This is a genomic window from Micromonospora sp. CA-248089 (genome assembly GCF_050948515.1).
Classification (GTDB): domain Bacteria; phylum Actinomycetota; class Actinomycetes; order Mycobacteriales; family Micromonosporaceae; genus Micromonospora.
In genome coordinates this window covers 2,742,607-2,767,411 of the sequence record NZ_CP192016.1, presented here as the reverse complement: position 1 = coordinate 2,767,411, position 24,805 = coordinate 2,742,607, and the positions used below count along the sequence as shown (strand labels likewise).

Sequence of the window (24,805 nt, the reverse complement as noted above, 5' to 3'; positions counted from 1 at the left end):
GGTCAGAGCAGCCCGGCCAGTTCCAGCTGGGTACGCACGCGGCCCGTCTCGGCGGCGTCCAGCGGCCGCAGCGGCAGCGACACCGCGTTGCCGGCGATGACGCCGAGCAGGGACAGCGCGGTCTTGAACGCGCCGACGCCCCGGGTGGCGCCCGCCGAGGTGGCCGGGTCGGCCGCGTCGACGATGCGGAACAGCCGGGTCAGGCGGTCCTGCTCCCGGCGGGCGGCGGCCCAGTCGCCGGCCACGCAGGCGCGGTGCAGCCGCACGTACCCGGCCGGGTCCACGTTGCCCAGTCCCGGCACCGAGCCGGAGCCACCGGCGAGCATCATCGCGTCGACCACCACCTCGTGGCCGGTGAGCAGGCTGAAGTCGCGTTCCGGCGCGTGTTCGGCGACGGCCAGCGCCAGCTGGCGGAACGCGACGTCGTCGCCGCTGGAGTCCTTGACACCCGCCAGCACGCCGTCGGCGGCGAGCCGGGTCAGCAGGTCGACGGAAAGCTTGCTGTGCACGCAGACCGGGATGTCGTACGCCAGCAGCGGAAGCTCGACCGCCGCGGCGACCGCGCGGAAGTGCCGCTCGATCTCGTGCGGGCCGACGATGGCGTAGAACGGCGCGGTGACGACCAGGCCGTCCGCGCCCAGCCGGGTGGACGCCTCGGCCCGCTCCACGACCCGGCGGGTGGTCGGTTCGATGCAGCCGGCGATGACCGGCACGGCGCCGCCGGCGGTCTTCACGATGGTCTCCAGGGCCAGGTCCCGCTGCCGGTCGGTGAGGAAGACCGTCTCGCCGGAGCTGCCGAGGGCGAAGATGCCGTCGACGCCGGCGTCGAGCAGCCACTCGACCAGCCGTTCCAGCGAGTGGACGTCGACCTCGCCCTCATCGGTCAGGGGGGTCACGGCCGGCGGCACGACTCCGGCGAACCGCGGGGCTGGGGTGGTCACAGGTTCTCCTCGACAGACTCAGTTGTGGTGCGGCCGGCCGCCGGGGTGGCGAGCGCGACCAGTTCGGTGTTCGCGGTGCCGGCGGGCACCGGGTGGTGGCACCGGAACTCGTGGCCCTCGCCCTCGGCGGGGCGCGGCGCCGGCATGTCCACGGCGCAGCCGTCGGTGGCGGCCCAGCAGCGGGTCCGGAACGGGCAGCCGCTCGGCGGCCGGGTGGCCGACGGGACCGGGCCGACCAGCGGGATGGGCTCGATCGGTGAGAGCAGGCCCGGCGTGGCCGAGAACAAGGCCCGGGTGTACGGGTGCCGGCCGCCCTCGGGCAGCAGGCCGGCCGGTGTCTGCTCGACGATGCGGCCCAGGTACATGGTGACGACCCGGTCGCTGACCCGCTTGACGGTCTGGATGTCGTGCGACACCAGCACCATGGCCAGGCCGAGCCGGTCCTTGAGGTCCAGCAGCAGGTTGAGGATCTGGGCCCGGACCGACACGTCCAGCGCGCTTGTCGGCTCGTCGGCGATGACCAGCCCCGGTTCCAGGGCCAGCGCACGGGCGATGGACACCCGCTGGCGCTGGCCGCCGGAGAGCTGGCTGGGCAGCACGTCGGCGACCGAGCGGGGCAGGCCCACCAGCGACATCAGCTCGGACACCCGCTGCTCGCGCTGCTGCCGGGTGCCCCGGCGGTGCACGTCCAGCGGGTCACGCAGGATGTCGCGTACCGGCATGCGGCGGTTCAGCGACGTGGCCGGGTCCTGGAAGATCATGCCGACGCCCGCGCCGATGTGCTCGCGCCGCTCGGCGGCGCTCATCGACCACACGTCCTTGCCGGCGAACGACACCGTGCCGGCGGTCGGCCGTTGCAGGCCGACGAGAACCTTGGCGAGCGTCGACTTGCCGCAGCCGGACTCGCCCACGATGCCGACCGTCTCACCGGCCCGGATGACCAGGTCGGCGCCGGTGAGGGCGTAGACCTTCTCCCGGCTGAACATGCCGCCGCCGCGCGCGGCGTGCACCACGTGCACGTCACTCAGCTCGGCGATCGGCCGGTGCTCGGCGGTGGCGCTCATCGGGCCGGCTCCTTCTCGCTGACGGTGACGGCGGGGTGGTGGCAGGCGTACCCGTGGCCGTCCGTGCCCTCCAGGGCGGGCGCGGTGTCCCGGCAGATCTCGGTCGCCATCGGACAGCGGTCGGAGAACCGGCAGCCCTTCGGGAAGTCGGCGGGTGACGGCACCACACCGCGGATCTGGGTGAGCCGTTCCGCGCCGGTCTCCAGGGACAGGACGGAACCGAGCAGCCCGCGGGCGTAGTGGTGGGCGGGCGCCTCCATCACGTCGGCGGTCACGCCGGTCTCCACGATCTGGCCGCCGTACATCACCACGACCCGGTCGCAGACGTCGCTGACCAGGGCGAGGTCGTGGCTGACCAGGATGAGGGCGAAGCCGAGCCGCTCACGCAGGTCCAGCAGCAGCTTCATCACCTGGGCCTGCACGGTGACGTCGAGCGCTGTGGTCGGCTCGTCCGCGATGATCAGCTTCGGGTCGCGGGACAGCGCCATGGCGATCACCACGCGCTGCCGCTGCCCGCCGGACAGCTCGTGCGGGTACGCGGCGAGCGTGCGCTGCGGGTCCAGCCCGACCAGCCGCATGAGTTCCTCGGCCGAGCGGGTGCCGCCGCGGCGGATCATCTGGGCGAGCTGGGCGCCGACGCGCAGCGCCGGGTTCAGCGCCGACAGCGCGTCCTGGTAGACCATGGCGATCTCGCGCCCCATCAGGGCACGGCGGCCCTTGGCGTTCAGCTTCAGCAGGTTCGTGTCCTGGAAGCGGATCTCGCCACGTACCCGGGCGCCCTGCGGCAGCAGGCCCATCACGGCCAGGACGCTCAGCGACTTGCCGGAGCCGGACTCCCCCACCAGGCCGACGACCTCGCCGGGGCGGACGTCGAAGGAGAGCCCGTCGACGATGTCCACGCCGCGGTGACGGCCCTCGAAACCGATCGACAGGTCGCTGACCCGAAGGACCGGCTTGCCCTGCGGCAGCGGGCGGGCGCGCTCACGCAGCCGCCGTGCCGCCTCGGCCAGGCCGGGGAGCTCGACCACCTCACCGGTGCCGGGCTTCGCCTGCTCCAGCGCGTCACCGCTGGTGGTAGACGTGGCGCGGCGCGCCGCCGGGGCGGCCCAGGCGTCGGACATGCCCTCGGAGAGCACGTTGAGCGCCAGCACGGTGAGCAGGATCAGCAGGCCGGGGAAGAACGTGGCCCACCAGCCGCCGATCTGCACCATCTCCTTGCCGAACGCGATCACCGAGCCCCACGAGGAGGCCGCCTCCTGCGGGGCGAGGCCGCCGCCGATGAAGGACAGGGACGCCTCGAACACGATCGCGTCGGCGACCATGACGGTGACGAAGACGAGGATCGGTGCGGCGCAGTTGCGCAGGACGTGCCGCCAGAGGATGTGCGGTCGCCGGGCGCCGATGATCCGCTCGGCGGCCACGTAGTCCTCGCCGTACTGGGACAGCACGTTGGCGCGGACGATGCGCGCGACCGACGGGGTGAACACGAAGCCGATCGCGATGACGAGGACCAGCAGGCTGTTCTTGCCGAACGAGATGATCAGCAGCGCGGAGAGCACGATCGTGGGGAAGGCCATGACCACGTCGAGGCAGCGCATGATGATCTCGTCGACGACGGTGCGGCTGCTGCCGGCGATCGCGCCGAGGATCGCGCCGAGCACCAGCGCGATGCCGGCCGCGCCGAAGCCGACGATCAGGGAGCGCCGGGTGCCGGCGACCAGCCGGGAGAACACGTCGCGGCCGAGCTTGTCCAGGCCGAACCAGAAGTCGCCGTTCGGGCCGGTCAGCGCCGGACCGAGCCCGGTCTGGGTGGGGTCGTGGCGCAGCAGCAGCGGGGCGAGCACGCCGACCACGACGATGAGCGCGACGAAGCCGAGCGCGAACCGGGCCGCGAGACCGAGACGGGCGAAGGCCATGCCGGGGCGGGACAGCCGCGTGGTGAGGGACCGGCGCATCAGTGGCCTCCGCGCAGTCGGGGGTTGGCGAAGAGGTAGAGGATGTCGACGACCAGGTTCACCAGCACGAAGCAGAGCGCGATGGTCAGCACGGTGCCCTGGGCCAGCGCGGTGTCGTTCTGCTGGACCGCGCTCATGATCTGGGTGCCCATGCCGGGCAGCGAGAAGATGGCCTCGATGACGACGGTGCCGCCGATGAGGTAGCCGATCCGCAGGCCCAGCGCGGTGAGCGGATTGACCAGGGCGTTGCGCAGCACGTTGCGGCCGATCACCACGCGCGGCGGCAGGCCGGCGCCGATCGCGGTGCGGACGTAGTCCTTGTCGAGTTCCTCGACCATGGACGTCCGGACGATGCGGGCCAGCGAGCAGCCGACCGGTACGGCCAGCGCCAGCGCGGGCATGGCCAGCGACTGCAACCACAGGCCGACCGAGTCGGCGGGGTTGACGTAGCCGCCGGTCGGGAAGATCGGGCGGCGGACCGAGAACTCCTGGATGAACAGCAGGGCCAGCCAGAACGAGGGCGTGGCGATGCCGGCCATGGAGACGATCCGGATGACCTGGTCGGGCCAGCGGTCCCGGTACAGGGCGGCCGGGATGCCGAGCGCCAGCGCGATGACGAGCGCGCCGACGACGCCGAGCGCGGTGAGCTGGATGGTCAGCGGCAGCGCCATGGCGATCTTCTCGGCGACCGGTACCGACGGCGGGAACGTCATGCCGAGGTCGCCGCGGACGAGGTCGCCGAGGAAGTGCAGGTAGCGCAGCGGCAGCGGGTCGTTCAGGCCGTTGGCGGCGCGGAACGCCTCGACCTGCGCCGGCGTGGCCTGGTCACCGAGGACGGACAACGCCGGGTCGATCGGGGAGAACTGCATGATCACGAAGACGAAGAGCGTGATGCCCAGCACCAGGGGGATCAGCGTCAGGAATCGTCGTGCGACCAGGTTCAGGACGGTCAGCATGGATTCTCTTTCTCGTGGCGGGGGCGCCGGGACGCCCGCCCGGCCGCACGGGTCACGTGGGCCGGGCGGGACGTCTGCGGGGCCGGAACCCCGCGCGTGGGCTCAGCCGGTCCGGCCGGTGCCCAGGAAGTACAGGCCGGTGGTGGAGGCGCCGGAGAAGCCGTCCACCTTGGCCGGGTCGTACGCGGTGACGACCTTGGTGTGCAGGATCGGGTACAGCGGCACCTGGTCCGCCGCCATGTCCAGGGCCTGCTTCCACAGCTCATTGCGGGCCGCCTCGTCGGAGGTCTGCGCGGCCTTGTCCAGCAGGTCGCCCATTGCCTTGCGGTCGGCGTCGCTCCAGCGGTAACGCTGGCCCGGCCAGGTCTCGCCGAAGTAGTACCAGCGCATCAGCAGGTCGGTGTCGACGCCGAAGACGCTCGGGTCACCGGTGGCCATGAGCACCCGGAAGGTGTCCTTGGGAACGATGTCGCCGTAGATGGCCGAGGACGGCACGGTGTTGAGCGTGGCGGTGACGCCGATCTTCTTCCACTGCTCGATGACCAGCGGGGCGACGTCCTTGACCACCGAGCTGTCGGTGGTGTCGAGCCGGAACGACAGGTTGGTGACGCCGGCCTCCTGGAGCAGGGCCTTGGCCTTGTCCGGGTTGTAGTCGTAGACCGTGGCGGCCTTCTGGTACGCCTTGTTGCCCTCGTCGAGGTAGCTGGTCGCCGGGCTGCCGTAGCCGTTGAGCGCGGTCTTGATGACCGCCTCCTTGTCGATGGCGTAGTGCAGGGCCTGGCGCACCCGCTTGTCGCTGAACGGCGCGGCGGCGTTGTTGAACATGAGGAAGACCTGGTTGAAGGCCTGCTTCACGTCGATCGTGTACTTGTCCTTGAGCGAGTCGACGTTCAGGTACGGCACGGCCTCGATGGCCTGCACCCGGCCGCCCTGCAGGTCCGACACGCGGGCCGACGCCTCGGTGGTGGTGTTCCACGTCATCGTCTCGACCTTGGCGGCGCGCGGGCCGTTGTAGTTCGCGTTCTTGCTCAGCTTGATGCCGGATTCCTTGGACGCGCTGTCCACCTTGAACGGGCCGGACCCGATCGGGGCGGTGTCGAACGCCTTGGCCGCGGCCGCGTCACCGGTCTTGGCCTTGGGGACGACCTTGATCACCGAGATGCGCTCGCTGAACAGGGCGAACGGGTACTTCAGCGTGAACTCGACGGTGGTGGCGTCCTTGGCGGTGACGGTGTCGAGGAACGACACGAAGCCCTGCATCAGCGGCGGCGCCTTCGGGTCCGCGGGCTTGAGCACCCGGGTGAAGGACCACGCCACGTCCTCGGCGGTGACCGGGGTGCCGTCGGAGAACTTCGCCCCGTCGCGCAGCGTCACGGTGTAGGTCCGGCCGTCGGCCCCGGGGGTCGGGTCGCTCTTGGCCAGGGCGTTGTAGGGTTCCCGCGTGATCGGGTCGAGGTCGACGAGGCCCTCGAAGACGTGCTGGTTGACCGCGGTCGCCACGGCCGAGGAGGCGTTGCTGGGATCGAAACCACTGGAGAGCGTGAACGCCAGCGTGGCCTCGATCGACGTGCCCCCCTTCCCGTTACCCACGGCGTTCGTCGAGGCGGGGCCACCGCTGCAGGCGGCCAGCGCGACCGCGAGGCCGCCCGCGAGGGAGGCGACGGCCAGGGAGCGGACGCGGCCTCGCAGGGCGCGCCGACTCCCGGACGGCTTACCGGTGGTGCTCACGTAGCTGCCTCCATAGGCTCTTCATGCGCTCGCGTGACCGCTCGCGCTCGGGGATGCGAAGCATAAGGTGTATGACGTCTGACGTCTGATGCCGGTAGGGTGAGAGTGACAGATTCGGGAACGAAGGGCAAGGGCCAGATGACGACCATTGACGCCAGTCCGCTACGCGGCGCCGAGCGGCCCAGCCCTCGCCGGCAGGAGGTCGCCACCAGGATCAAGGAGTACATCCTGCGCAACCGCCTCAAGCCGGGAAACCTCCTGCCCACCGAGACCGAGCTGTGCGAGGCCGTCGGCGCCAGCCGCTCCAGCGTCCGCGAGGCCGTCAAGATCCTCTCCGCGCTCGACATCGTCGAGGTGCGCCACGGCCACGGCACGTTCGTCGGCCGCATGTCCCTCAACGCCCTGGTGGAGAGCCTGACGTTCCGCGGCCTGCTCAGCGGCGAGGACGACCACCACGTCCTGGCCCAGGTCGTCGACATCCGGCAGACGCTGGAACAGGGCCTGGCCGCCACCGTCATCGAGGCGCTGGACGAGCGGCACCGGTCCGAGCTGTCCGCCCTCGCCGACGAGATGCACAGCCGGGCCGCCCGGGGCGAGGACTTCCTCGACGTCGACCGGGCCTTCCACCTGAAGCTGATGGAACCCCTCGGCAACGACCTGCTGGTCCAGCTGACCGAGGCGTTCTGGCAGGTGCAGGCGATCGTCGCGCCCACCCTGCGCACCGAGCCGGAGGACCGGGTCATCACCGCCCAGCGGCACCAGGCGATCGTCTCCGCCCTCACGGCGGGCGACGCGGCGGCGCTGCGCTCGGCCATCGCCGAGCACTACGCGCCGATCCGGGCGAGCATCGCCCGCGCCGCGCAGCCCTGATCCGCCGTACGCCGGGACCTGTCGTTCGAACCTGATCGAAGGTCCCGTACGCCGATCGGCCGCCACACCAGGGCCGAGCGCTCACGAACCGGACGGGACGTCGACGGGAACCGATCCTTGACGGGCAAGGGTGAACCCGCCTAGCGTGCAGACATCGGACATCTGACGTCAGATAGGCGTCCGATTCCCCCTCCCCCGTCCCCGGAAGGAACCACGTGTCCGCTCGCCGCGCCATACCGCGCCGCGCAACCGTCCTCGCGGCGGCCGCCCTCACCCTGCTCTCCGTCCTGCCCGCCACCGCCGCCCAGGCCGCCGCCCCCGCCGGCGTGACCGCCACCGTCGGCGCCGACTGCACCGCCGGCCGGCTGCTGCTCGACCTCGACAACCGCAGCACCACGACGCAGACCTACACCGTCACCTGGCCGGGTCGCTCCGGGTCGCCGTGGACCCGCACGGTCGCCGCCGGTGGCAACGCCGAGCTGTACTGGACGCTGTCCCCCGGCACGCCGTACACGCTGCGCACCACGACCCCGACCGGCCTGGACGAGACCACCAGCGGCATCTTCCACTGCGGCACCGGCATGTCCGCGCTGGCCGGCTTCGACTGCACGAACGGCCGCCTCCAGCTCGCGCTGGAGAACCGCACCACGACGGCCCGGGACTTCACCGTCACCTGGCCCGGACGCACCGGTTCACCGTGGACCCGCACGATCGCCGCCGGCGGCAACTTCCTGCACTACTGGACCGTCGGCGCCGGCGTCCCGTACACGCTGCGGGTCACCGCGCCGGGCTTCGACACCACGCTGCGCGGCACCACCTCCTGCGACCTGGGTGCCGGCAACCCGCAGCTCGCCACCACCACGCTGCTGACCACGCAGACCGTGATCCGCGGCCTCAATGGCGGGAACGGCCGCTACGACGGCACCGTCGCCTCGGTCCGCATCCCCGGCCTGGCCGTCACCAACAGCGGCACCGTCATCGCCGTGGCCGACGCCCGGGTCAACGGCTCGTACGACCTCGGCGGCGGCACCAACAACATCCAGATCGTGATGATCCGCAGCACCGACGGCGGGCGCACCTTCGAGCAGCCGCGCGTCATCCACGCCCCGCCCACCACCAGCGAGGGCGTCGGCGACCCCAGCCTGCTCGTGGACCGCGCCACCGGCGTCGTCTACTGCTTCTTCACCTACTCCCCCCGGCCCGGCATCAGCTTCTGGTCCGGCGGCTCCGGCCTGAACACCGCCGACGATCCAAACAGCATGCACCTGCGCTACATCACCAGCCGGGACAACGGCGCCACCTGGAGCGCCCCGGTGGAGCTGAACCCGGCCGTCAAGGACTCCACCTGGCGGCAGGTGTTCTTCTCCTCCGGCCACGGCATCCAGACCAGCACCGGCCGCCTGATCCAGCCGATCGCCTACCGGGACTCCGCCGGCACCAGCCACGCCGCGAACATCTACAGCGACGACCACGGCGCGACGTGGCGGCGCGGCGGATCCGCCGGCGGGAACATCAACGAGAGCAAGGCGATCGAGCGCGGCACCGGCGCGGTGGTCCAGAACATGCGGCACAACTCGACCCGCAGCCGCTTCTCCGCCACGTCCACCGACGGCGCCGCCACGTTCGGCCCGGCGACGGCGAGCACCGTGCTGACCGACCCGCTCTGCAACGCCGACGAGATGTCCTACCTGCGGCCCGCCGAGGTCGGCGCGAACCGGGCGCCGGTACGCACCCGCACCGCGCTGTTCAGCAACAACGCGCACCCGACCACGCGTAACGACCTCACCGTCCGGCTGTCCACGGACGACGGCGCGACCTGGCCGGCGCGGGCGCTGGTCAAGCCCGGCGCCGCCGGTTACTCGACGATGGCGGTGCTGGCCGACGGCACCGTCGGCAACCTGTACGAGGTGGGCGACACCGGCGGCATCTACTTCGCCCGGTTCGGCCTGGACTGGGTCAAGGGCGCCTGAGAGACGTGTCCCGCCCGGACAGCGGCGTCCGGGCGGGACACGGTCAGCGCTGCCAGCGCACCACGCCACCGACCACAGTCAGCGCCACGGTCAGATGCCGCAGCTCCGCCGCGTCGACCCGGTACGGGTCGGTGGGCAGCGCGATGAAGTCGGCGAGCATGCCGGGGCGCAGCCGGCCCTTCAGGTGCTCCTCGTAGGAGGCGTACGCGCCCGCCTCGGTGAAGCAGCGCAACGCCGTGTCCAGGTCGAGCCGCTCGTGCGGGTCGACACCGCCGGGCGGGGTGCCGTCGGGCTGCTGGCGGGTCACCGCGGCGTGGATGCCGAAGAACGGATCGGGGTCCTCCACCGGGGCGTCCGACCCGAACGCCACCACGGCCCCGGCGTCGAGCAGGCTGCGCCAGGCGTACGAGGCGAGCCCGCGGCCGGCGAGCATCCGGGTGGTCAGCGGGATGTCGCTGGTGCAGTGGGTGGGCTGCATCGAGGCGATCACGCCGTTGCGGGCGAGCAGCGGCACGTCGTCCGGCAGCAGGTGCTGGGTGTGCTCGATCCGGTGCCGCAGCCGCGCCACCGCGCCGGGCTCCGCCGACTCGCGCCGGCGCGCGTACGCCCGCAGCACCATCCGGTTCGCCGCGTCGCCGATGGCGTGCGCCGCCACCGCGATCCCGGCCCCGGCGGCGGTCGCCACCAGCCGCTCGAACTCCTCCGCCGGGGTGACAGCGATGCCGTGGTTGCCGGGCTCGCCGTCGTACGGCTCGGTCATCAGGCAGGTGTGTGAGCCGAGCGCGCCGTCGGTGAAGATCTTCACCGGGCCGGTGCTCAGCCAGCGGTCCCCGTCCCCGGTGGCCCAGCCGGCGTCGATCGCCTCGTCCAGGGCCGTGGCGGGGATCGTCTTGTGCACCCGCAGCGGCAGCTCGCCCCGGGCGTACAGCGTCTCGTAGGCGGCGCGGGCGTCCTGCCCGTCGAGGTCGTGGATGCTGGTCAGGCCGGCGGCGAGCAGCCGGGGCAGGTGCGCGCGCAGCTGGGCCACCAGGTCACCGGCGTGCGGGGAGCGCACCACCGCGTACGCCGCGTCGGCCGCCGCCTCGCGCAGGATGCCGGTCGGCTCGCCGTTTTCGTCCCGCGCGATCTGCCCACCGGGCGGGTCGGGGGTGGCGGCGTCGATGCCCAGGCGGGCCAGGGCGGCGGTGTTCACCCAGATGGTGTGGCCGTCGACGCTGGGCAGCGCCGCCGGCCGGTCCGGGCAGACCCGGTCCAGGTCGGTACGGGTCGGCTGCACCGGCCGGGCCCATTTGTTGCTGTCCCACCCGCCGCCGAACAGCCAGGCGTCCGGCGGCAGCGTGGCGGCGTGCCGCGCGATCCGGGTCAGCGCCTCGTCGAGGCTCGCCGTGCCGCGCAGGTCCACCTGGTCGAGCCCGCGCACGTAGGACGCGGCGTGGATGTGACTGTCGATCAGGCCGGGCAGCACGGCCATTGCGCCGAGGTCGACCCGGCGGGCGCCGCTGCCGGCCCGGTCCCGGCACTCGGCGAGGTCACCGACGGCGACGATCCGCTCGCCGCGGACCAGCATCGCCTCGGCGTACGGGCGGGCCGGGTCGAGGGTGTGGACGCGGGCGTTCTCGTAGACCGTGTCGCTCATGGGCTCCCCCTGCTCGGGCGCTCGCGATCGTCAGGACGTGTGGACCGGCGACGACTCCTTCGGCTCACCGGCCCGGTCCGCGCGGATCCGGTCGATGTGGTCGGCCAGCTCGTCGGTGATCAGCAGGTCCCGCCGGATGTCGTCGTGCGGGTACGCGGTCCGGCCGACCATGTGCGCCGCCACCGGGGCGGTGGCGAGCTGGAACAGACCCACCAGGACCAGCGTGGTGATGTCCACCCCGGTACGCAGCCGCAACGCGCAGCCGAGCAGCACCAGCAGCAGCCCGAGCACCTGCGGCTTGGCCGCGGCGTGCATCCGCGACAGCACGTCCGGGAAGCGGACCAGCGCGATGCCGGCGGCGAGGCAGAGCAGCGCGCCCGCGATCAGGCAGACACCGGCGACGGTGTCCAGGACCATGTCGAGGCTCATTTCGGGTTCCTCCGCGCGGCGAAGCGGGCGACGCTCACCGAGCCGATGAATCCGACCAGGGCGAGGACCACGAGCACCGGCAGCGCGGTGGCGTCCCGGCTGTAGGCTGCCTCGGTCGCGATGGCCGCGACCGCCACGGCGAGCAGCACGTCGGTGGCGACGGCCCGGTCGAGGATCGACGGGCCGCGGATGATGCGGACCAGGGTGAGCCCACCGGCCGCGACGAGCAACACGGTGACGATCACGGCGACGACTGTCACGTCGGTGCTCCTTCCAGGTCGACCGACCCGGACGGGCCGGTGGGTGCGGATCGACGGACCAGCTCCAGCTCCTCGGGCGAGCCGACGGCGGCCACGATGCGCTGCTCCAGCTCCAGCACGCCCTGGCGGAAGCGCTCCACCTCGTCGAGGCTGCGGATGCCGATGACGTGCACGTAGAGCGTGCCCGTGCTCCGGTCGGCCTCCACGATCAGACTGCCCGGCACCAGCGACAGGGCCTCGGCGTTGAGGGTCAGGTTGAGGTCGGTGTTCACCCGCAACGGCACCCCGATGATCGCCGACTGCGGGTGGTTGGACCGCACGGCCAGCCACGCGATCTGCGCGGACGCCACGACCAGGTCCCGCAGGAAGCGGGCCAGGAACCTCAGCAGCGGCACCGGCCGGATCCGGCCGGCGAACGTCACCGGTGGCAGCGGGAACACCACAAGCAGCACCGCGGCGACGACCAGGCCGCTCATCACGTTCGCCCAGCTGAAGGTGCCCCACAGCAGCACCCAGACGGTGACCAGGCCGGTCACGGCGATGGCCCGGTTGCGCCAGCGGTCACGGGCGGTCAGCGGCGCTTTCGGCTGACTGGTCACGGCGGTCCCTCCGGGAACACGGCCTCCACGTACGGGGCACGGCGCAACAGGTCGTCGGCGGCGTCGGTGCTGATGTCGAACAGTGGCCCGGCCACCACCGTCAGCGCCAGACCGAGCACCACCAGCGCGGCGGTCGGCACGGTCATCAGTCGCGGCAGCACGGCACCGGCCAGGGAGGCGCCCTCGTGCGGCTGCTCCGCGCCCTCGGTCCGGGACGCCCGGTCGGCGTCGTCCGGCCCCGGCATGTCCGGGTGCGGGGCCCGCCAGAACGCCAGGTTCCACACCCGGGCGATGGCGTAGAGGGTGAGCAGGCTGGTCAGCAGCCCACCGGCGACGAGCGCCCAGGCCAGGAACCCGCCGTCGTCCACGCCGGCCTGCACGAGACCGAGCTTGCCGAGGAACCCGGAGAACGGTGGAATGCCGGCCAGGTTGAGGGCGGGTATGAAGAACAGCAGCGCCAGGAGCGGCGACAGCCGGGCCAGCCCGCCGAGGCGGTCCAGCGCGGTGCTGCCCCCACGGCGTTCGACCAGGCCGGCGGCGAGGAACAGCGTGGTCTGGATGGTGATGTGGTGCACCACGTAGAAGATCGCCGCGGACAGGCCGAGCGGGGTGGTCAGGCCGACCCCGAACAGCATGTAGCCGATGTGACTGACCAGCGTGAACGACAGCAGCCGTTTGATGTCCGACTGGGCCACCGCGCCGAGGATGCCCACCACCATGGTCAGCGCCGCTATCACCATGAGCAGGTCGGCGGTGCGGCCGCCGGGGAACAGCAGCGTCTCGGTACGGATGATCGCGTACACGCCGACCTTGGTGAGCAGGCCGGCGAAGACGGCGGTGACCGGTGCGGGCGCGGTCGGGTAGCTGTCCGGCAGCCACGCCGACAGCGGGAACACCGCCGCCTTGATCCCGAACGCGAGCAGCAGCATGCCCTGGAGCACCAGGCGGATGTCGTCGGGCAGCGCGTCCAGCCGGTCGGCGAGCTGCGCCAGGTTCAGCGTGCCGGTGGCGGAGTAGACCAGGCCGATCGCGACCAGGAAGATCAGCGACGACAGCAGGCTGACCACGACGTACGTGGTGCCGGCCCGGATCCGCGTCTCCGTGCTGCCCAGCGTCAGCAGCACGTAGCTCGCCACCAGCAGGATCTCGAAGCCGACGTAGAGATTGAACAGGTCGCCGGAGAGGAACGCGTTGCACACGCCGGCGGTCAGCACGAGGTAGGTCGGGTGGTAGACCGACAGCGGCGTCTCCTCGTTGCCGTCGGCCATGCCCTGCCCGATGGAGTAGACGAGCACGCACAGGGTGACCGAGGCGGACACCACGAGCATCAGCGCGGCGAGCTGGTCGGCGACGAGCACGATGCCCATCGGCGCGACCCAGCCGCCCACCTCCACGACCAGCGGGCCGTCCAGCGACGAGCGGACCAGCAGCATCGCGGCGACCGCGACGGTGGCGGCGAGCACCACGATGCTGACCCACCGCTGGATGCGGGCCCGCCGGGCGAGCAGCAGGGTGAGGGCGGCGCCGAGCAGTGGCATCACCACCGGCAGCGGAACGAGCCAGGTCATCGGCCCCCCTCCGCCTCGGCGGTGGCCAGGACCCGGGCCTCGGGACTGCCGTCGGCGACGTCGGCGTCGGCGGTGCCGGGCCCCTCGTCCCGGTCGGCCAGCTCCATGATGCGGCGGTCCTCGACGTCGTCCTGCACCTCGTCGTGGCCGTTGAGGTGCCAGCTCCGGTAGGCCAGAGCGAGCAGGAAGGCGGTCATGCCGAGCGTGATGACGATCGCGGTCAGCACCATCGCCTGGGGCAGCGGGTCGGACATGTCCTCCTCGGCGGAGGTGCCGACGATCGGCGGGCCGCCGGCCCGGCCGCCGGTGAGCAGCAGCAGGTTCGCGCCGTTGCCGAGCAGGATGACCCCCATCAGGACGCGGGTGAGGCTGCGTTCCAGCAGCAGCGTGACCCCGGTGGCGAACAGGACGCCGATCACCAGGATGTAGACCAGGTTGGGGATGTTCGGGCTCACACCAGCTCCTCTTCCCGTACGCCGGCCGGTTCGTTCTCCTGCTCGTCGTCCTCCTCCTGGCGGTCCATCTCGGCGCCCAGGCTGCGCAGGATGTCCAGCACCAGGCCGACCACGATGAGGAACACGCCGACGTCGAAGAACACCGACGTGACGAAGTGGACGTGGCCCAGCAGCGGCAGGTGGAAGTCGAGCGTCGCGCTCTGCAGGAACTCACCGCCCAGCAGCATCGCGACGACGCCGGTGCCGACCGCGACGAACAGTCCCGCGCCGAGCACCAGGCCGGCGTCCACCGGCGCGGCGCCGTTGAGTTCGGTACGCCCGCCCGCCAGGTATCGCACCGCGAGGCCGAGGCCGGCGACCAGCCCGGCGGCGAACCCGCCACCCGGCGCGTTGTGGCCGGAGAAGAGCAGGTAGATGGCGAACAGCAGGATGGCGTGGAAGAGCAGCCGGGTGACGACCTGGAGGATCACCGACTGCTGCCGGGAGGTCGCGCCGGTGGTGAGCCAGCGCGGGCGCGACGACTGCTGCCGGCCGGCGCCGGGGATGCCGCTGCGCAGGTCCAGCGCGCGGGTGCGGCGGAAGATCAGGCTGGCCACGCCGGTGGCGGCCACCACCAGCACCGCGATCTCGCCCATCGTGTCCCAGGCACGGATGTCGACGAGCGTCACGTTGACCACGTTCTTGCCGCCGCCGTAGGACACCGCCTCGTCCGGGAAGCCGACCGAGATCGGGATGGCCGTCCGGCTGCCCGCCGCCACGTACGCCATGCCGGCGGTGACCAGGCCGACGGCCACGCCGAGCGCGACCCGGAACCGCCGGGTGGCGCGGATCGGGCGGGCCGAGAACCGGCGCGGCAGGCGGCGCAGCACCAGCACGAACATCACGATCGTGACGGTCTCCACCAGGAACTGGGTGAGGGCCAGGTCCGGCGCGCCGTGCAGGATGAAGAGCAGCGCCGTGCCGTAGCCGGTCACCCCGACCAGGATCATCGCGGTGAGCCGGCGGCGGGCGCGGGCGGCTACCAGCGCGGCGACGACGACCACCGCGCCCGCGACGGCCTGCAGCGGCGTGTCCCACATCTGGAACCGCTGCGCCCAGGGCGCGCCGGCCAGCAGCGCGCCGCCCGGCATGATCACCAGCACCAGCAGGATCACGCCGAGGTAGAACGGCAGGGAGCCGCGCTGGGTGGCGCCGGTGAGCTCCACCGCCGCGCGGTCGACGGCGCCGGCCAGCCGGTCGTACCCGGAGGCGCCGTCGAAGGGCAGCCGTGGCAGGTAGGGACGGCGGCGGTGCAGCAGCAGGAACAGCCCGATCCCGGAGGCCACCGCCAGCGCCGACAGGCCCAGTGCCGGGGTCAGGCCGTGCCAGAGCGCCAGGTGGTAGCCGGGGTCGGCGGTCGGGAACTGGTCGGCGTACGGCGCCAGCACCCGGTCCACCGCCGGGGCGAGGACGCCTACCGCGAGGCCGGCCAGGGCGAGCACCGCCGGGGGGCCGATGAACGCCGGCTCGATCCGGTGCGGCCGGGTCTCCGCCACGCCGGGCTTGGCGGCGAAGGCGCCCCACAGGAACCGCGCGGTGTACGCGACGGTCAGCGCCGAGCCGGCCACCACGCCGGCGAGCACCACCAGTTCGACGGTGCCGCCGTGCAGGAACGCCTCGAGCGCGGCCTCCTTGGCCACGAAGCCGATCAGCGGCGGCAGGCCCGCCATGGACGCGGCGGCGAGCCCGGCGACGGCCGCCAGCACGGGCGCGCGCCGGCCCAGGCCGCTGAGCTCGCGCAGGTCGCGGGTGCCGGTGACGTGGTCGACGACGCCGACGACGAGGAACAGTGTGGCTTTGAACAGGGCGTGTGCCAGCAGCATCGCGGCGCCGGCCAGGGCGGTGTCGCGGGTGCCCGCGCCGAGGATCACCATGAGCAGGCCGAGCTGGCTGACGGTGCCGTACGCCAGCAGCAGCTTGAGGTCGACCTGGCGCAGCGCCGTCCAGCCGCCGAGGAACAGGGTGATCAGGCCGCCGCCGACCAGAAGGGCGCGCCACACGGTGGCCTGGCCGACGGCCGGGCCCATCAGCGCGGCCAGGAACACGCCCGCTTTGACCATGGCGGCGGCGTGCAGGTAGGCGCTGACCGGTGTGGGCGCGGCCATGGCCCGCGGCAGCCAGAAGCTGAAGGGGAAGATCGCCGACTTGCTGGTCACGCCGAGCAGGACGAGCACCAGCGCGACGGTGAGATAGCCGCCCTCGGGCAGATTTCCGGCGATCTCCGACCATCGGTACGAGCCGGCGTGCTGGCCCAGCATCACGAATCCGGCGAGCATCGCCAGGCCGCCCAGCGTGGTCACCAGCAGCGCCTGCATCGCGGCCCGCCGGCTGTCCCGCTTGGTGGGATCGCTGCCGATCAGCAGGTACGAGAAGACCGTGGTCAGTTCCCAGAACACGTAGAGCAGCAGCAGGTCGTCGGAGACCACCAGGCCGAGCATCGCGCCGGCGAACGCGACGAACACCGCGGCGAAGCGGCCGAGGCTGGGATCGTCGGAGTCGAAGTAGCGCGCGCTGTAGACCAGCACGAGAGCGCCGACGCCGCCGACGAGCAGCACCAGCAGCCAGGACAGCGTGCCCATCCGCAGTGCGAGGTCCAGCCCGAGCTGCGGCACCCAGGTGACCGTCTCCACCACCGGCCGGCCCGAGCGGACCGTCTCGGTCCGGGTCAGCGCCCAGACCAGCGCCGCCGCCGGGACGGCGGCCAGCAGGTAGAGCGCACGTCTACCCAGGAGGCGTACCAGCACGGGGGCGGTCACGGCTGCGAACGCATGGACCGCCACCAGAACCAGCACACACACTCCTCAAGATCGACCTGCGGTACGTCAACCCTAACCGGCGAGGCCGCGGGACGGTATGTCGAGAGAATCACGCGAACGTGTCGTGTCAGCTCCGCTGTGTTTCGGGTAAGGAGTGAGATTTGGTCTGCCCGGTACACCGTTCGGCCCCGGCGGCTGCCCGATAGGGTGGCCGACGTGCTGCCGATGCGAGCCGCCCTGGCGGGCACCACCGGAAACGCGATGCTGATGGGCCTCGCCGAGGTCAGCACGCCGCTGGGCTGGGTGCTGTTGCCGGGCCTGCTCGGTGTCTCGGCCCGCCCCCGGGTCGCGGCGCTGGTGTCGGCATGGGCGGGCGTGCTGGTGGTGCTGTCGGTCGTCGTACCGGTGATCCCCGGCCACCGCAGCGACCCGCAGGCCCTGCTCGCCTCCGCGGCCAGCCTGGCCGCGGTGCCGGTCCTGGCCTGGGCCCGCCGCCGGACGCGCACCGCGACCGTGGCGCGCGCCGCCGGGCCACCGGACGTCGCGGTGTTCACCGTCGCCGCCGGCCCGGGAAGCGCCGCGCTGGCGATCTGCGGCACGGCCGGGGAGATCGGCGCCGCCGTCCCGGTCCGCGGCGGTGGCCTGCGCGTCCTGCTCGGCACGGTCACCGGCGCCGCGCTGGACACGCCCGCCGGGCGCCGCGCGATCGAGCAGGCGTTCCACCGGTCCGCCGCCGCGCCGCGAGGCGCACTGCCGCACCTGGTCGACGCGCTGGAGAAGGTGGTCCGCGATCTCGCCCCGGCGGGCCACCTGCGCGCCACCGTCGTGGAGGTGGACCGCGCCGGGTCGGTGCGGGCGGTGCGCTGCGGCTCACCGGATCTCGTCGTCGCCGCCGACGGCCGGGCCGAACTCGCCGGAGTGCCGGCCGGACCGGCGATCGGGTCGACGGAGCCGGGCGAACCCGCCGTGCCCGGCCCGGTCACCGGCCGCCCGATCGCCGTCGCCGGCACCGGCTTCACCGACGCGCACGGGCAGCGCTGGCTGCGCGTACTCGATCAGGTGGCCGCCGGCGACGACCCGGCGCGGACGGCGGAGCTGCTGACCCGCGGGCCCCGGGACGGGCGGCGGACCGGCGCGGTGCTGGTGATCGACCCGGAACCGCCGGCGCGACGATGACGCGGGCCGTGCCGGACCCGCCGCCTAGGCTGGTGCGATGGGCCGGCGTCCGGTGCCGGCCCCGTCCGGGGAGACCACGATGACCGACAGCGTCCGCCGGCCGCCCGCGGTCGCGGGCGGCGAGGACGAGCAGTGGCTGGCCGAGGTGGCCCGTGAGGCGGGCGCCGACGCCGGCGGCGTGCCGGTGGAGCTGCTCGGCGACTACCTGCGGCTGCTGACCGACGCGGCGGTGACCGGCCGCCGCCCGCGCCGCGCCGAACTCGACGCGGTCGGCGCCCTGGGCCGGCGCGCGGCCGAGCAGGGGATCTCCGCCGGCCGCGCGGTACGCCTCTACCTGTCCGCGGCGCGGCGTGTCTGGCGGCAGCTGCCGCACCTGGACCGGTCCGACGACAGCGAGGCGGTCCGTGCCGCCGCCGACGCCGTCCTGCACGTGGTCGACACCGCGGTGGCCACGCTCGCCGAGGGGTACGCGGTGGCCCGCCGGGAACTGGTCCGGCGCGAGGAGTCGCTGCGCCGGGAACTCGTCGACGACCTGCTGCGCGGCGACTCCGACCTGGGCGGGCTGGTGGAGCGGGCCGAGCCGTTCGGCCTGGACCTGGCCCGGGTGCACCAGGTCGCCCTCGCCGCGCCCGGCCGCCGACTGCCCGACACGGAGGCGGCGATCAGCGCGCTGGAGCGGGTCATCTTCGACCGGCTCGGCGACCGCGACGTGCTGGTGGCCACGAAGGAAGGGCTGCTCGTGGTGGTCGCCCCGGCGGACCCGGTGGCCGCCGACCGGGGCCGCGACGCCGGCGCGACCGGCCACCTGGGCGCGCTCATGCACGGTGAGCTGGACCGGCTGGTGCGGGGCCGGCCGTGGCAGATCGCGGTGGGCCGCCCGCACCCCGGCGTCTACGGCATCGCCCGCTCGTACGAGGAGGCCCGGGAGGCGCTCACCACGGCGCGGCGGCTGCACAGCGAGGCGTCCGTGATCGACGCGCACGACCTGCTGATCTACCGGGTGCTGCTGCGCGACCAGCCCGCCATGGTCGATCTGGTACGGGCGGTGCTGACGCCGCTGGCCCAGGCACGTGGCGGCGCCGAGCCGCTGCTGGACACGCTCAACGAGTACTTCACCTGCGGCGAGGTCGCCACCGAGGCGGCCCGCCGGCTGCACGTGTCGGTGCGCACCGTCACCTACCGGCTGGCCCGGATCCGGGCGCTGAGCGGCTACGACCCCGCCGACGCGCGGGACCGGTTCACGCTGCACGCCGCCGTGCTCGGCGCGCGGGCGCTGGACTGGCCGCGCCGGCCCCTGCCGGCGTAGGGCCGACGCCGACGTAGGGCCGACGCCGGTGTGACCGGCGGCTCAGGCCGGTACGGCCACCAGCTCCGGGAAGCCGAGCAGGTTGGCCAGGGCCGACGCCTCGTCGCGGGTGAGGGTGAACGTGACCATGCGGTCCGGGTCGTCCGGGTCGTCGTGGACGACGTCTCGGCGGCCGCCCACCTGGTAGTCGATCACCCCGATGCGACGGCCCTCCTCGGTGACCAGCGTGTGCCGGACCCCGATGCCGGGGAGGGTCGTACGTTCGATGATCACGGGGACCTCCTTCGGGCACGGCCGCCGAGGTGCCGCCGGAACCGGCCGGCGCTACGGCGACGCGGTGGATGTTCGAGATGGGCTCGCGACCTCCATGTGTCAACCATAGCCACGGGGGGTGGGCGAATCCGGGTTCCGGCCACCGGCAATCATTGCGCCCTTTCTTCGCCGGTGGTGCGCACTGCCGCGCGTGCCGTTCCCGGCGACGCTGGAGGTCCGAGGCGGTACCCGAGAAGCGAGGAGGTGGTGAGCATGACCCGCACGTCGATGGCTCCACCACCGGTGTTCGCCGGTCTCGTCGCGTCCCGATCTGCGAGCGGCGACCAGAAGCGCGTCTGAGCCCCGGCCCGCCGGCGCCGTCGAGTTGATCCGGCGCCCGCGTCCCCGGCCACGCCCCTCCCCCGCACGATCCACCGCCCCGTTGGGCACCCTGATCCGAAAGAGGTCGGTATGCCGCACCCTCTCACCACCATTCGCCCACCGGCCCGTACCGGCATGCTGATCGGCCGCTCCCACGGCAGCCGCCCGCCGGCGGCCGTCGACGAGGCGCCCGTCGCCGTGGACCTCGGCAGCAGCCTGCTGCGGATCTGGCTGGGCCCGGGCCGGACGCTGAGCGTCCCGCTCGGCCACGGCCTGCGCAGCCCCGTGGTCCGGCGCGGCCGGATCGTCGACGGTCCGGCCTGCGTCTCCGAGCTGCGGCGGATCCTGCGCGACCACCGCACCCCGGTGCCGGTCGGTGCGCTCGTCGTGGCCTGCCGGCCGGTGCTCGCCGCGCCGGCCGAGCAGGAGGCGACCCGGCGGGTGCTCGCCGCCGTGCTCGCGCCGTCCCGGCTGCTGTTCCTGGACAGCGTCCGGGCGGGCGCCATCGGCGCCGGTGCCGCCGCCGGCACGCTGCTGGTCGCCGACATCGGCGCCCAGCTCACCGAGGTGGCGCTGCTGGAGGACGGCCGGGTGGTCGCCGCCCGCCGGGCCGACGTCGGCACCCGGGACCTCAACCACGCGACGACCGCCGCGATGCTCGCCGACACCACCGCCCGGTTGGTACGCGAGCTGCGACAGGACGCGACGCTGCGGCCCCGGGTCCGCGACGCGCTGGCCCGTGGCCCGATCGTCATCGGTGACGGCGCCACCCGGCCCGACGTGACGGCCCGCCTGGTCGCCACGCTCGGCGCGACCGTCCACCGGGCCGCGTCACCCCGTACCGCCGCGCTGACCGGCGCCGGCATGGCCGCCATCTCGGCCCTGCGACACCCGCACGACACCCCGCGCCGCCCGGAAAGGAGCGCCTGACATGACGCACGCCCTCAACCGCACCGACACGCTGCGCGAACTGCTGGACCGGCAGTTCGGCGAGTACACCGACCAGCTCACCGAGCTGACGGTGCACACGCGGCAGCCCGACCACGGCGGCCACGACCCGGACACGCTGCGCCGGCTGATCGAGACCGCCCGGCAGGGCGTCGCGGACACCGCCCAGGCGCTGAAGCGGATGTCCGAGGGCACGTACGGCGTCTGCGAGCGCTGCGGGCAGGACATCCCGACCGCCCGCCTGGAGATCCTGCCCTCGGCCCGCTTCTGCGTGCCGTGTCAGCAACGGCGCTGACCACGCACGGGGCTGTCGGAGCAGGCGCCGGCCGGTAGCGTCACCGCCATGGATGTCGATGACGTCGCCGGCCGGCTCGGCGTGCCCGCCGAGGAGGTCGACCGGGTGCGCCGGCTCGCCGGTGACCTGCCCTCGGCGCCGCTGCCCTCCCGGGCGGACGCACCAGCGCTGCTGGACCGGCTCGCGGTCCGCCCCGACGACGCCGCCGAGATCCTGGCCGGCTGGCCGGCGCCCGGCTCACCACTGTGGACCCCGGAGCTGCGCTGGCTGCTGGACCGCTCGATCGCCCTGGTCCGCGCCGACCTCGGCGGCTTCGGCTGGCTGCCACCGGGCCCGGCGCTGCCCCGCGACCGGGGCCTGGCCTGGCGGCACCTCTACGCGTACGCGTACCTCGCCCTGGTCGACGTGACCCGGGCCTACCACCGCGACCACGGCGTCCCCGACGACGTGTCCTGGGCGACGCTCGCCGACCTGGGCAACAACCTCGCTGTCGACCGGCGGATGAACGGTGAGGGCTGGCCGGTCATGCAGAGCTGGCTGACGCTGCACGTGCGCGGTGGCCTCTACGAGCTGGGCCGGCTCCAGCACCAGCGCGGCGACGGCGACGCGATCGGCCTGCACATCCCGGACTCGGGACCGCTCACCCCGGAGGCGGTCGACGCGTCGCTGGAACGGGCCCGCGCGTTCTTCCCGCGCCACTTCCCCGGCGAGCACTACACCGCGTTCTCCTGCGGCTCCTGGCTGCTCGACCCGCAGTTACGCGAATACCTGCCGGAGGACTCGAACATCATCCGGTTCCAGCAGCGGTTCGCCGTGGAGCCCTACCAGGACCTGCCCGGGCTGGACGGCGACATCGAGGTGCTGCGGTTCGTGTTCCGCACCCTGGACACGCCGCTGGACCGGCTGCCGCGCCGCACCGCGCTGCAGCGCGCGGTGATCGACCACCTGCGGGCGGGCCGGCACTGGCAGTGGCGCCAGGGCCGCTTCCCGATGTAGTCACGTCAGCGGTCGCAGGCCGTCCCGGTCCGGCCCGGCCCGCGGCGTCACCGGCGCTCCGCGCGCCAGCCAGTCGTCGAGGGCGGCCGGGTCGTCGAACAGCAGCACCGACGGCCCGGCCGGGTCGGCCGCCCAGGCCCGCATCCGCCGACGCGCCCGGCCGAACCCGGTCAGGTGCCACACCAGGACGGAGTCCCGGGACAGCACGCTGCCCAGCGTCTCCCGGTTGCCGTTGCAGATCTGCTCCCCGCTGGCCAGACGCCCGAGCGTGCGGCGCAGCAGCCGCCGGAACGAGACCCCGCGCGGATAGTCCAGGCCGATCACCAGGTCGGCGCGGCCGAGGACGACGTCCCGCCAGCCGTGGTAGGCGCCGTCGAGGATCCACCTGTCGCGCCGGCAGATCGCGTCGATCCGGCGACGCTGCTCGGCCACCGGCACCTCGACCCAGCCGGGCTCCCACAGCAGGTCGTCGACCGGATACCAGGGCAGACCGAACCGCTGCGCGAGCAGCGCGGCGAGCGTCGACTTGCCGGACCCGTGGATGCCCTCGACCAGGATGCGGGCCGGGGGGTTCATGGCAGCAGCGTAGGCACCGCGCGCACCCGGCGCGATCCGGGCGGCCCGGTCAGTGCGCGACAGCGACCGCCGGATCCGCCTCCAGGCCGGCGAGCTGCGAGGGCCGTACCACGACCAGCAGCACCAGCAGCGCCGCCACCATCCCGCCGGCCACCACCAGGGCCATCGCCACCGCGCCGGTGCCGAGCACGCCCACCAGCGGCGCCGCCACCGCGCCCACGCCGAACTGCACCGCACCGAGCAGCGCGGACGCGGTGCCGGCCGCCTCGCCGTGGCGGGACAGGGCCAGCGCCGGGGCGTTCGGCATGGCCAGACCCGCCGCCGCCAGCACCACCCACAGCGACACCAGCAGCGCGGGCAGCCCGCCGAACCCGGTCGCGGCGAACACCAGCAGCGCCAGCCCGGCCACCGTGCCCCCCACCAGCGAGGCCACCAGGATCCACTGGGACGAGTAGCGGCGCAGCAGCCGCACGTTGTACTGGGTGGCGCCGATCAGGCCCACCGCCCCCGCACCGAACGCCAGCCCGAACTCCTGCTCGTCGAGCCCGTAGGTGTCCTGGAGGACGAACGACGAGCCGGCGACGTACGCGAACAGCGCCGCCATGGCCAGGCCGGCCACCAGGACCAGGCCGACGAAGACCCGGTCGCGCAGCAGCCCGCCGTAGTTCAGCACCGTCGCCACGACCCCGCCGCGCTGACGGCGCGCGGGCGGCAGCGTCTCCGGCAGGGCGAGCGTGGCCAGCACGACGAGCAGCACCCCGAAGACGCCCAGGACCACGAACACGCCACGCCAGTCGGTCCACCGCAGCACACCGCCGCCCAGCGTCGGGGCGAGGACCGGCGCTGCGCCCATCACCAGCAGCAGCCGGGACAGCATGGTCGCGAACGCCGACCCGCTGAACAGGTCACGCACCACCGCCATCGCCACCACCGCGGTCGCGGCGACACCGAGGCCCTGCACGACGCGCAGGACGCCGAGGACGGCGATGTTCGGGGCGACGACGCACAGCGCCGAGGCCACGATGTGCAGGAGGAGACCGGCGATCAGCGGACGCCGCCGCCCGACCGCGTCCGACAGCGGCCCGATCAGCAGCTGCCCGACGGCGAGCCCGGCGAGCGTCCCGGTGAGCGTCAGCTGGACCGCCGCCGACGTGGTGGCGAAGTCCGTGACGATCGCGGGCAGCGCGGGCAGGTACATGTCGATGGTCAGCGGACCCACGGCGATCAGCGAGCCGAGGACGAGCACGAGCCTCAGGCGCCGGCCTCGGCTCATCAGGTCGCCCGGGGTGGGCGTCGGGGTGGCATCGGTCGTCTGGGTTACTTCCGTCCGGCCGACGTGCGACCGGGCGGAAGAGGGTGCGGCACTCACACCCTGAGTCAAATGCGCCTCCGGTGATCACATTCCCGCATCGGCGAGAGGTAACGCAGGTCACGCCGCTGCGGCGCGGTTTCCGGCGCGACCGGCGGGCGCGCAACGTCGTTGCACGGTGTACCGGCACGATCTAGGCTCGGACGGTCCGAGCAGCAGGGAGACCAGACATGACGGGCGACGACGACATCTCCGGGTGAGCCCCGCAGATGCGACAGACCACCGGCACGCGCGAGTCAGCGCCGAACGCCGTGGTCGCCTCGTCCTTCCCCGAGACCAT

The 24,805-nt window shown here is 73.3% G+C and carries 22 protein-coding genes; 7 read left to right on the top strand and 15 right to left on the bottom strand.

Annotation, left to right across the window (positions count from 1 at the left end; translation table 11 throughout):
• Window positions 1-2: 2 nt before the first annotated feature.
• From ACQP26_RS13085 to ACQP26_RS13065, 5 genes are all read right to left on the bottom strand, one after another.
• On the bottom strand, window positions 3-941 hold the full coding sequence (locus tag ACQP26_RS13085; protein WP_262014527.1) for a dihydrodipicolinate synthase family protein: 939 nt from the start codon (window positions 939-941) through the stop codon (window positions 3-5).
• Window positions 938-2,005 (bottom strand): oligopeptide/dipeptide ABC transporter ATP-binding protein, encoded by a 1,068-nt coding sequence (locus tag ACQP26_RS13080; protein ID WP_281578143.1) that lies wholly within the window; start codon window positions 2,003-2,005, stop codon window positions 938-940. Before ACQP26_RS13080 ends, ACQP26_RS13085 begins: the two co-directional genes overlap by 4 nt.
• Window positions 2,002-3,960, bottom strand: coding sequence for a dipeptide/oligopeptide/nickel ABC transporter permease/ATP-binding protein (locus ACQP26_RS13075; RefSeq protein ID WP_269706719.1), 1,959 nt, complete (start codon window positions 3,958-3,960; stop codon window positions 2,002-2,004). The genes ACQP26_RS13080 and ACQP26_RS13075 overlap by 4 nt, the downstream gene beginning before the upstream one ends.
• Window positions 3,960-4,916 (bottom strand): ABC transporter permease, encoded by a 957-nt coding sequence (locus ACQP26_RS13070; protein ID WP_013285836.1) that lies wholly within the window; start codon window positions 4,914-4,916, stop codon window positions 3,960-3,962. The genes ACQP26_RS13075 and ACQP26_RS13070 overlap by 1 nt, the downstream gene beginning before the upstream one ends.
• 102 nt (window positions 4,917-5,018) lie before the next feature.
• The gene (locus ACQP26_RS13065; protein WP_433495850.1) at window positions 5,019-6,644 is read right to left on the bottom strand and encodes an ABC transporter substrate-binding protein; all 1,626 of its coding nucleotides are present in this window, start codon (window positions 6,642-6,644) and stop codon (window positions 5,019-5,021) included.
• Window positions 6,645-6,782: 138 nt separating this feature from the next.
• Here ACQP26_RS13065 and ACQP26_RS13060 point away from each other — a divergent pair, with 138 nt between their 5' ends.
• Window positions 6,783-7,514, top strand: a complete 732-nt coding sequence (locus ACQP26_RS13060) for a FadR/GntR family transcriptional regulator (protein WP_269706721.1) — start codon at window positions 6,783-6,785, stop codon at window positions 7,512-7,514.
• Between the two features lie 215 nt (window positions 7,515-7,729).
• Entirely contained in the window at window positions 7,730-9,484 is a 1,755-nt protein-coding gene (locus tag ACQP26_RS13055; RefSeq protein ID WP_433495849.1) for an exo-alpha-sialidase, read from the top strand.
• 43 nt (window positions 9,485-9,527) lie between these two features.
• Here ACQP26_RS13055 and ACQP26_RS13050 read toward each other — a convergent pair whose 3' ends face one another.
• Genes ACQP26_RS13050 through ACQP26_RS13020 form a run of 7 tightly spaced genes read right to left on the bottom strand, consistent with a single transcriptional unit; the run spans window position 9,528 to window position 17,262 of the window.
• Entirely contained in the window at window positions 9,528-11,120 is a 1,593-nt protein-coding gene (locus tag ACQP26_RS13050) for an amidohydrolase (protein WP_433495848.1), read from the bottom strand.
• A gap of 30 nt (window positions 11,121-11,150) precedes the next feature.
• Entirely contained in the window at window positions 11,151-11,549 is a 399-nt protein-coding gene (gene mnhG, locus ACQP26_RS13045) for a monovalent cation/H(+) antiporter subunit G (RefSeq protein ID WP_269706725.1), read from the bottom strand.
• Window positions 11,546-11,809, bottom strand: coding sequence for a monovalent cation/H+ antiporter complex subunit F (locus ACQP26_RS13040; RefSeq protein ID WP_269706726.1), 264 nt, complete (start codon window positions 11,807-11,809; stop codon window positions 11,546-11,548). The genes mnhG and ACQP26_RS13040 overlap by 4 nt, the downstream gene beginning before the upstream one ends.
• A complete protein-coding gene (locus tag ACQP26_RS13035) occupies window positions 11,806-12,408 on the bottom strand; it encodes a Na+/H+ antiporter subunit E (protein WP_281578148.1) in 603 nt (200 codons plus the stop codon). The genes ACQP26_RS13040 and ACQP26_RS13035 overlap by 4 nt, the downstream gene beginning before the upstream one ends.
• A complete protein-coding gene (locus tag ACQP26_RS13030; RefSeq protein WP_269706728.1) occupies window positions 12,405-13,976 on the bottom strand; it encodes a Na+/H+ antiporter subunit D in 1,572 nt (523 codons plus the stop codon). Before ACQP26_RS13030 ends, ACQP26_RS13035 begins: the two co-directional genes overlap by 4 nt.
• Window positions 13,973-14,431, bottom strand: coding sequence for a Na(+)/H(+) antiporter subunit C (locus tag ACQP26_RS13025; protein ID WP_269706729.1), 459 nt, complete (start codon window positions 14,429-14,431; stop codon window positions 13,973-13,975). Before ACQP26_RS13025 ends, ACQP26_RS13030 begins: the two co-directional genes overlap by 4 nt.
• Window positions 14,428-17,262: a Na+/H+ antiporter subunit A gene (locus ACQP26_RS13020; RefSeq protein WP_433495847.1), complete on the bottom strand. Its 2,835-nt coding sequence runs from the start codon at window positions 17,260-17,262 to the stop codon at window positions 14,428-14,430. The genes ACQP26_RS13025 and ACQP26_RS13020 overlap by 4 nt, the downstream gene beginning before the upstream one ends.
• 189 nt (window positions 17,263-17,451) lie before the next feature.
• Between ACQP26_RS13020 and ACQP26_RS13015 the strand changes: the two genes are divergently transcribed.
• Window positions 17,452-18,402, top strand: coding sequence for a hypothetical protein (locus ACQP26_RS13015; protein WP_433496135.1), 951 nt, complete (start codon window positions 17,452-17,454; stop codon window positions 18,400-18,402).
• A 79-nt stretch (window positions 18,403-18,481) separates the two neighbouring features.
• A complete protein-coding gene (locus tag ACQP26_RS13010; RefSeq protein ID WP_269706731.1) occupies window positions 18,482-19,708 on the top strand; it encodes a PucR family transcriptional regulator in 1,227 nt (408 codons plus the stop codon).
• A 42-nt stretch (window positions 19,709-19,750) separates the two neighbouring features.
• Here ACQP26_RS13010 and ACQP26_RS13005 read toward each other — a convergent pair whose 3' ends face one another.
• On the bottom strand, window positions 19,751-19,981 hold the full coding sequence (locus ACQP26_RS13005; RefSeq protein WP_269706732.1) for a potassium transporter TrkA: 231 nt from the start codon (window positions 19,979-19,981) through the stop codon (window positions 19,751-19,753).
• Window positions 19,982-20,431: 450 nt separating this feature from the next.
• On the opposite strand from ACQP26_RS13005, the gene ACQP26_RS13000 reads away from it, so the two are divergent.
• Genes ACQP26_RS13000 through ACQP26_RS12990 form a run of 3 tightly spaced genes read left to right on the top strand, consistent with a single transcriptional unit; the run spans window position 20,432 to window position 22,580 of the window.
• Entirely contained in the window at window positions 20,432-21,271 is an 840-nt protein-coding gene (locus tag ACQP26_RS13000) for a cell shape-determining protein MreB (protein WP_433495846.1), read from the top strand.
• Window position 21,272: 1 nt separating this feature from the next.
• Window positions 21,273-21,584, top strand: coding sequence for a TraR/DksA family transcriptional regulator (locus tag ACQP26_RS12995; RefSeq protein ID WP_269706734.1), 312 nt, complete (start codon window positions 21,273-21,275; stop codon window positions 21,582-21,584).
• Window positions 21,585-21,632: 48 nt separating this feature from the next.
• A complete protein-coding gene (locus tag ACQP26_RS12990) occupies window positions 21,633-22,580 on the top strand; it encodes an acyltransferase domain-containing protein (protein ID WP_433495845.1) in 948 nt (315 codons plus the stop codon).
• On the opposite strand, the gene ACQP26_RS12985 is transcribed toward ACQP26_RS12990, so the two are convergent.
• Entirely contained in the window at window positions 22,581-23,156 is a 576-nt protein-coding gene (locus ACQP26_RS12985; RefSeq protein WP_433495844.1) for an adenylate kinase, read from the bottom strand.
• Between the two features lie 49 nt (window positions 23,157-23,205).
• Window positions 23,206-24,429, bottom strand: coding sequence for a multidrug effflux MFS transporter (locus tag ACQP26_RS12980; RefSeq protein ID WP_433495843.1), 1,224 nt, complete (start codon window positions 24,427-24,429; stop codon window positions 23,206-23,208).
• Window positions 24,430-24,805: the final 376 nt, after the last annotated feature.

Bases quoted from the DNA above. Each gene is read 5' to 3' on its own strand.
- ACQP26_RS13080 (WP_281578143.1), bottom strand. From the start codon at position 2,005: ATGAGCGCCACCGCCGAGCACCGGCCGATCGCCGAGCTGAGTGACGTG.
- ACQP26_RS13075 (WP_269706719.1), bottom strand. From the start codon at position 3,960: ATGCGCCGGTCCCTCACCACGCGGCTGTCCCGCCCCGGCATGGCCTTC.
- ACQP26_RS13070 (WP_013285836.1), bottom strand. From the start codon at position 4,916: ATGCTGACCGTCCTGAACCTGGTCGCACGACGATTCCTGACGCTGATC.
- ACQP26_RS13060 (WP_269706721.1), top strand. From the start codon at position 6,783: ATGACGACCATTGACGCCAGTCCGCTACGCGGCGCCGAGCGGCCCAGC.
- ACQP26_RS13050 (WP_433495848.1), bottom strand. From the start codon at position 11,120: ATGAGCGACACGGTCTACGAGAACGCCCGCGTCCACACCCTCGACCCG.
- mnhG (WP_269706725.1), bottom strand. From the start codon at position 11,549: ATGAGCCTCGACATGGTCCTGGACACCGTCGCCGGTGTCTGCCTGATC.
- ACQP26_RS13030 (WP_269706728.1), bottom strand. From the start codon at position 13,976: ATGACCTGGCTCGTTCCGCTGCCGGTGGTGATGCCACTGCTCGGCGCC.
- ACQP26_RS13015 (WP_433496135.1), top strand. From the start codon at position 17,452: ATGCGAGCCGCCCTGGCGGGCACCACCGGAAACGCGATGCTGATGGGC.
- ACQP26_RS13010 (WP_269706731.1), top strand. From the start codon at position 18,482: ATGACCGACAGCGTCCGCCGGCCGCCCGCGGTCGCGGGCGGCGAGGAC.
- ACQP26_RS13000 (WP_433495846.1), top strand. From the start codon at position 20,432: ATGCCGCACCCTCTCACCACCATTCGCCCACCGGCCCGTACCGGCATG.
- ACQP26_RS12995 (WP_269706734.1), top strand. From the start codon at position 21,273: ATGACGCACGCCCTCAACCGCACCGACACGCTGCGCGAACTGCTGGAC.
- ACQP26_RS12990 (WP_433495845.1), top strand. From the start codon at position 21,633: ATGGATGTCGATGACGTCGCCGGCCGGCTCGGCGTGCCCGCCGAGGAG.
- ACQP26_RS12985 (WP_433495844.1), bottom strand. From the start codon at position 23,156: ATGAACCCCCCGGCCCGCATCCTGGTCGAGGGCATCCACGGGTCCGGC.
- ACQP26_RS12980 (WP_433495843.1), bottom strand. From the start codon at position 24,429: ATGAGCCGAGGCCGGCGCCTGAGGCTCGTGCTCGTCCTCGGCTCGCTG.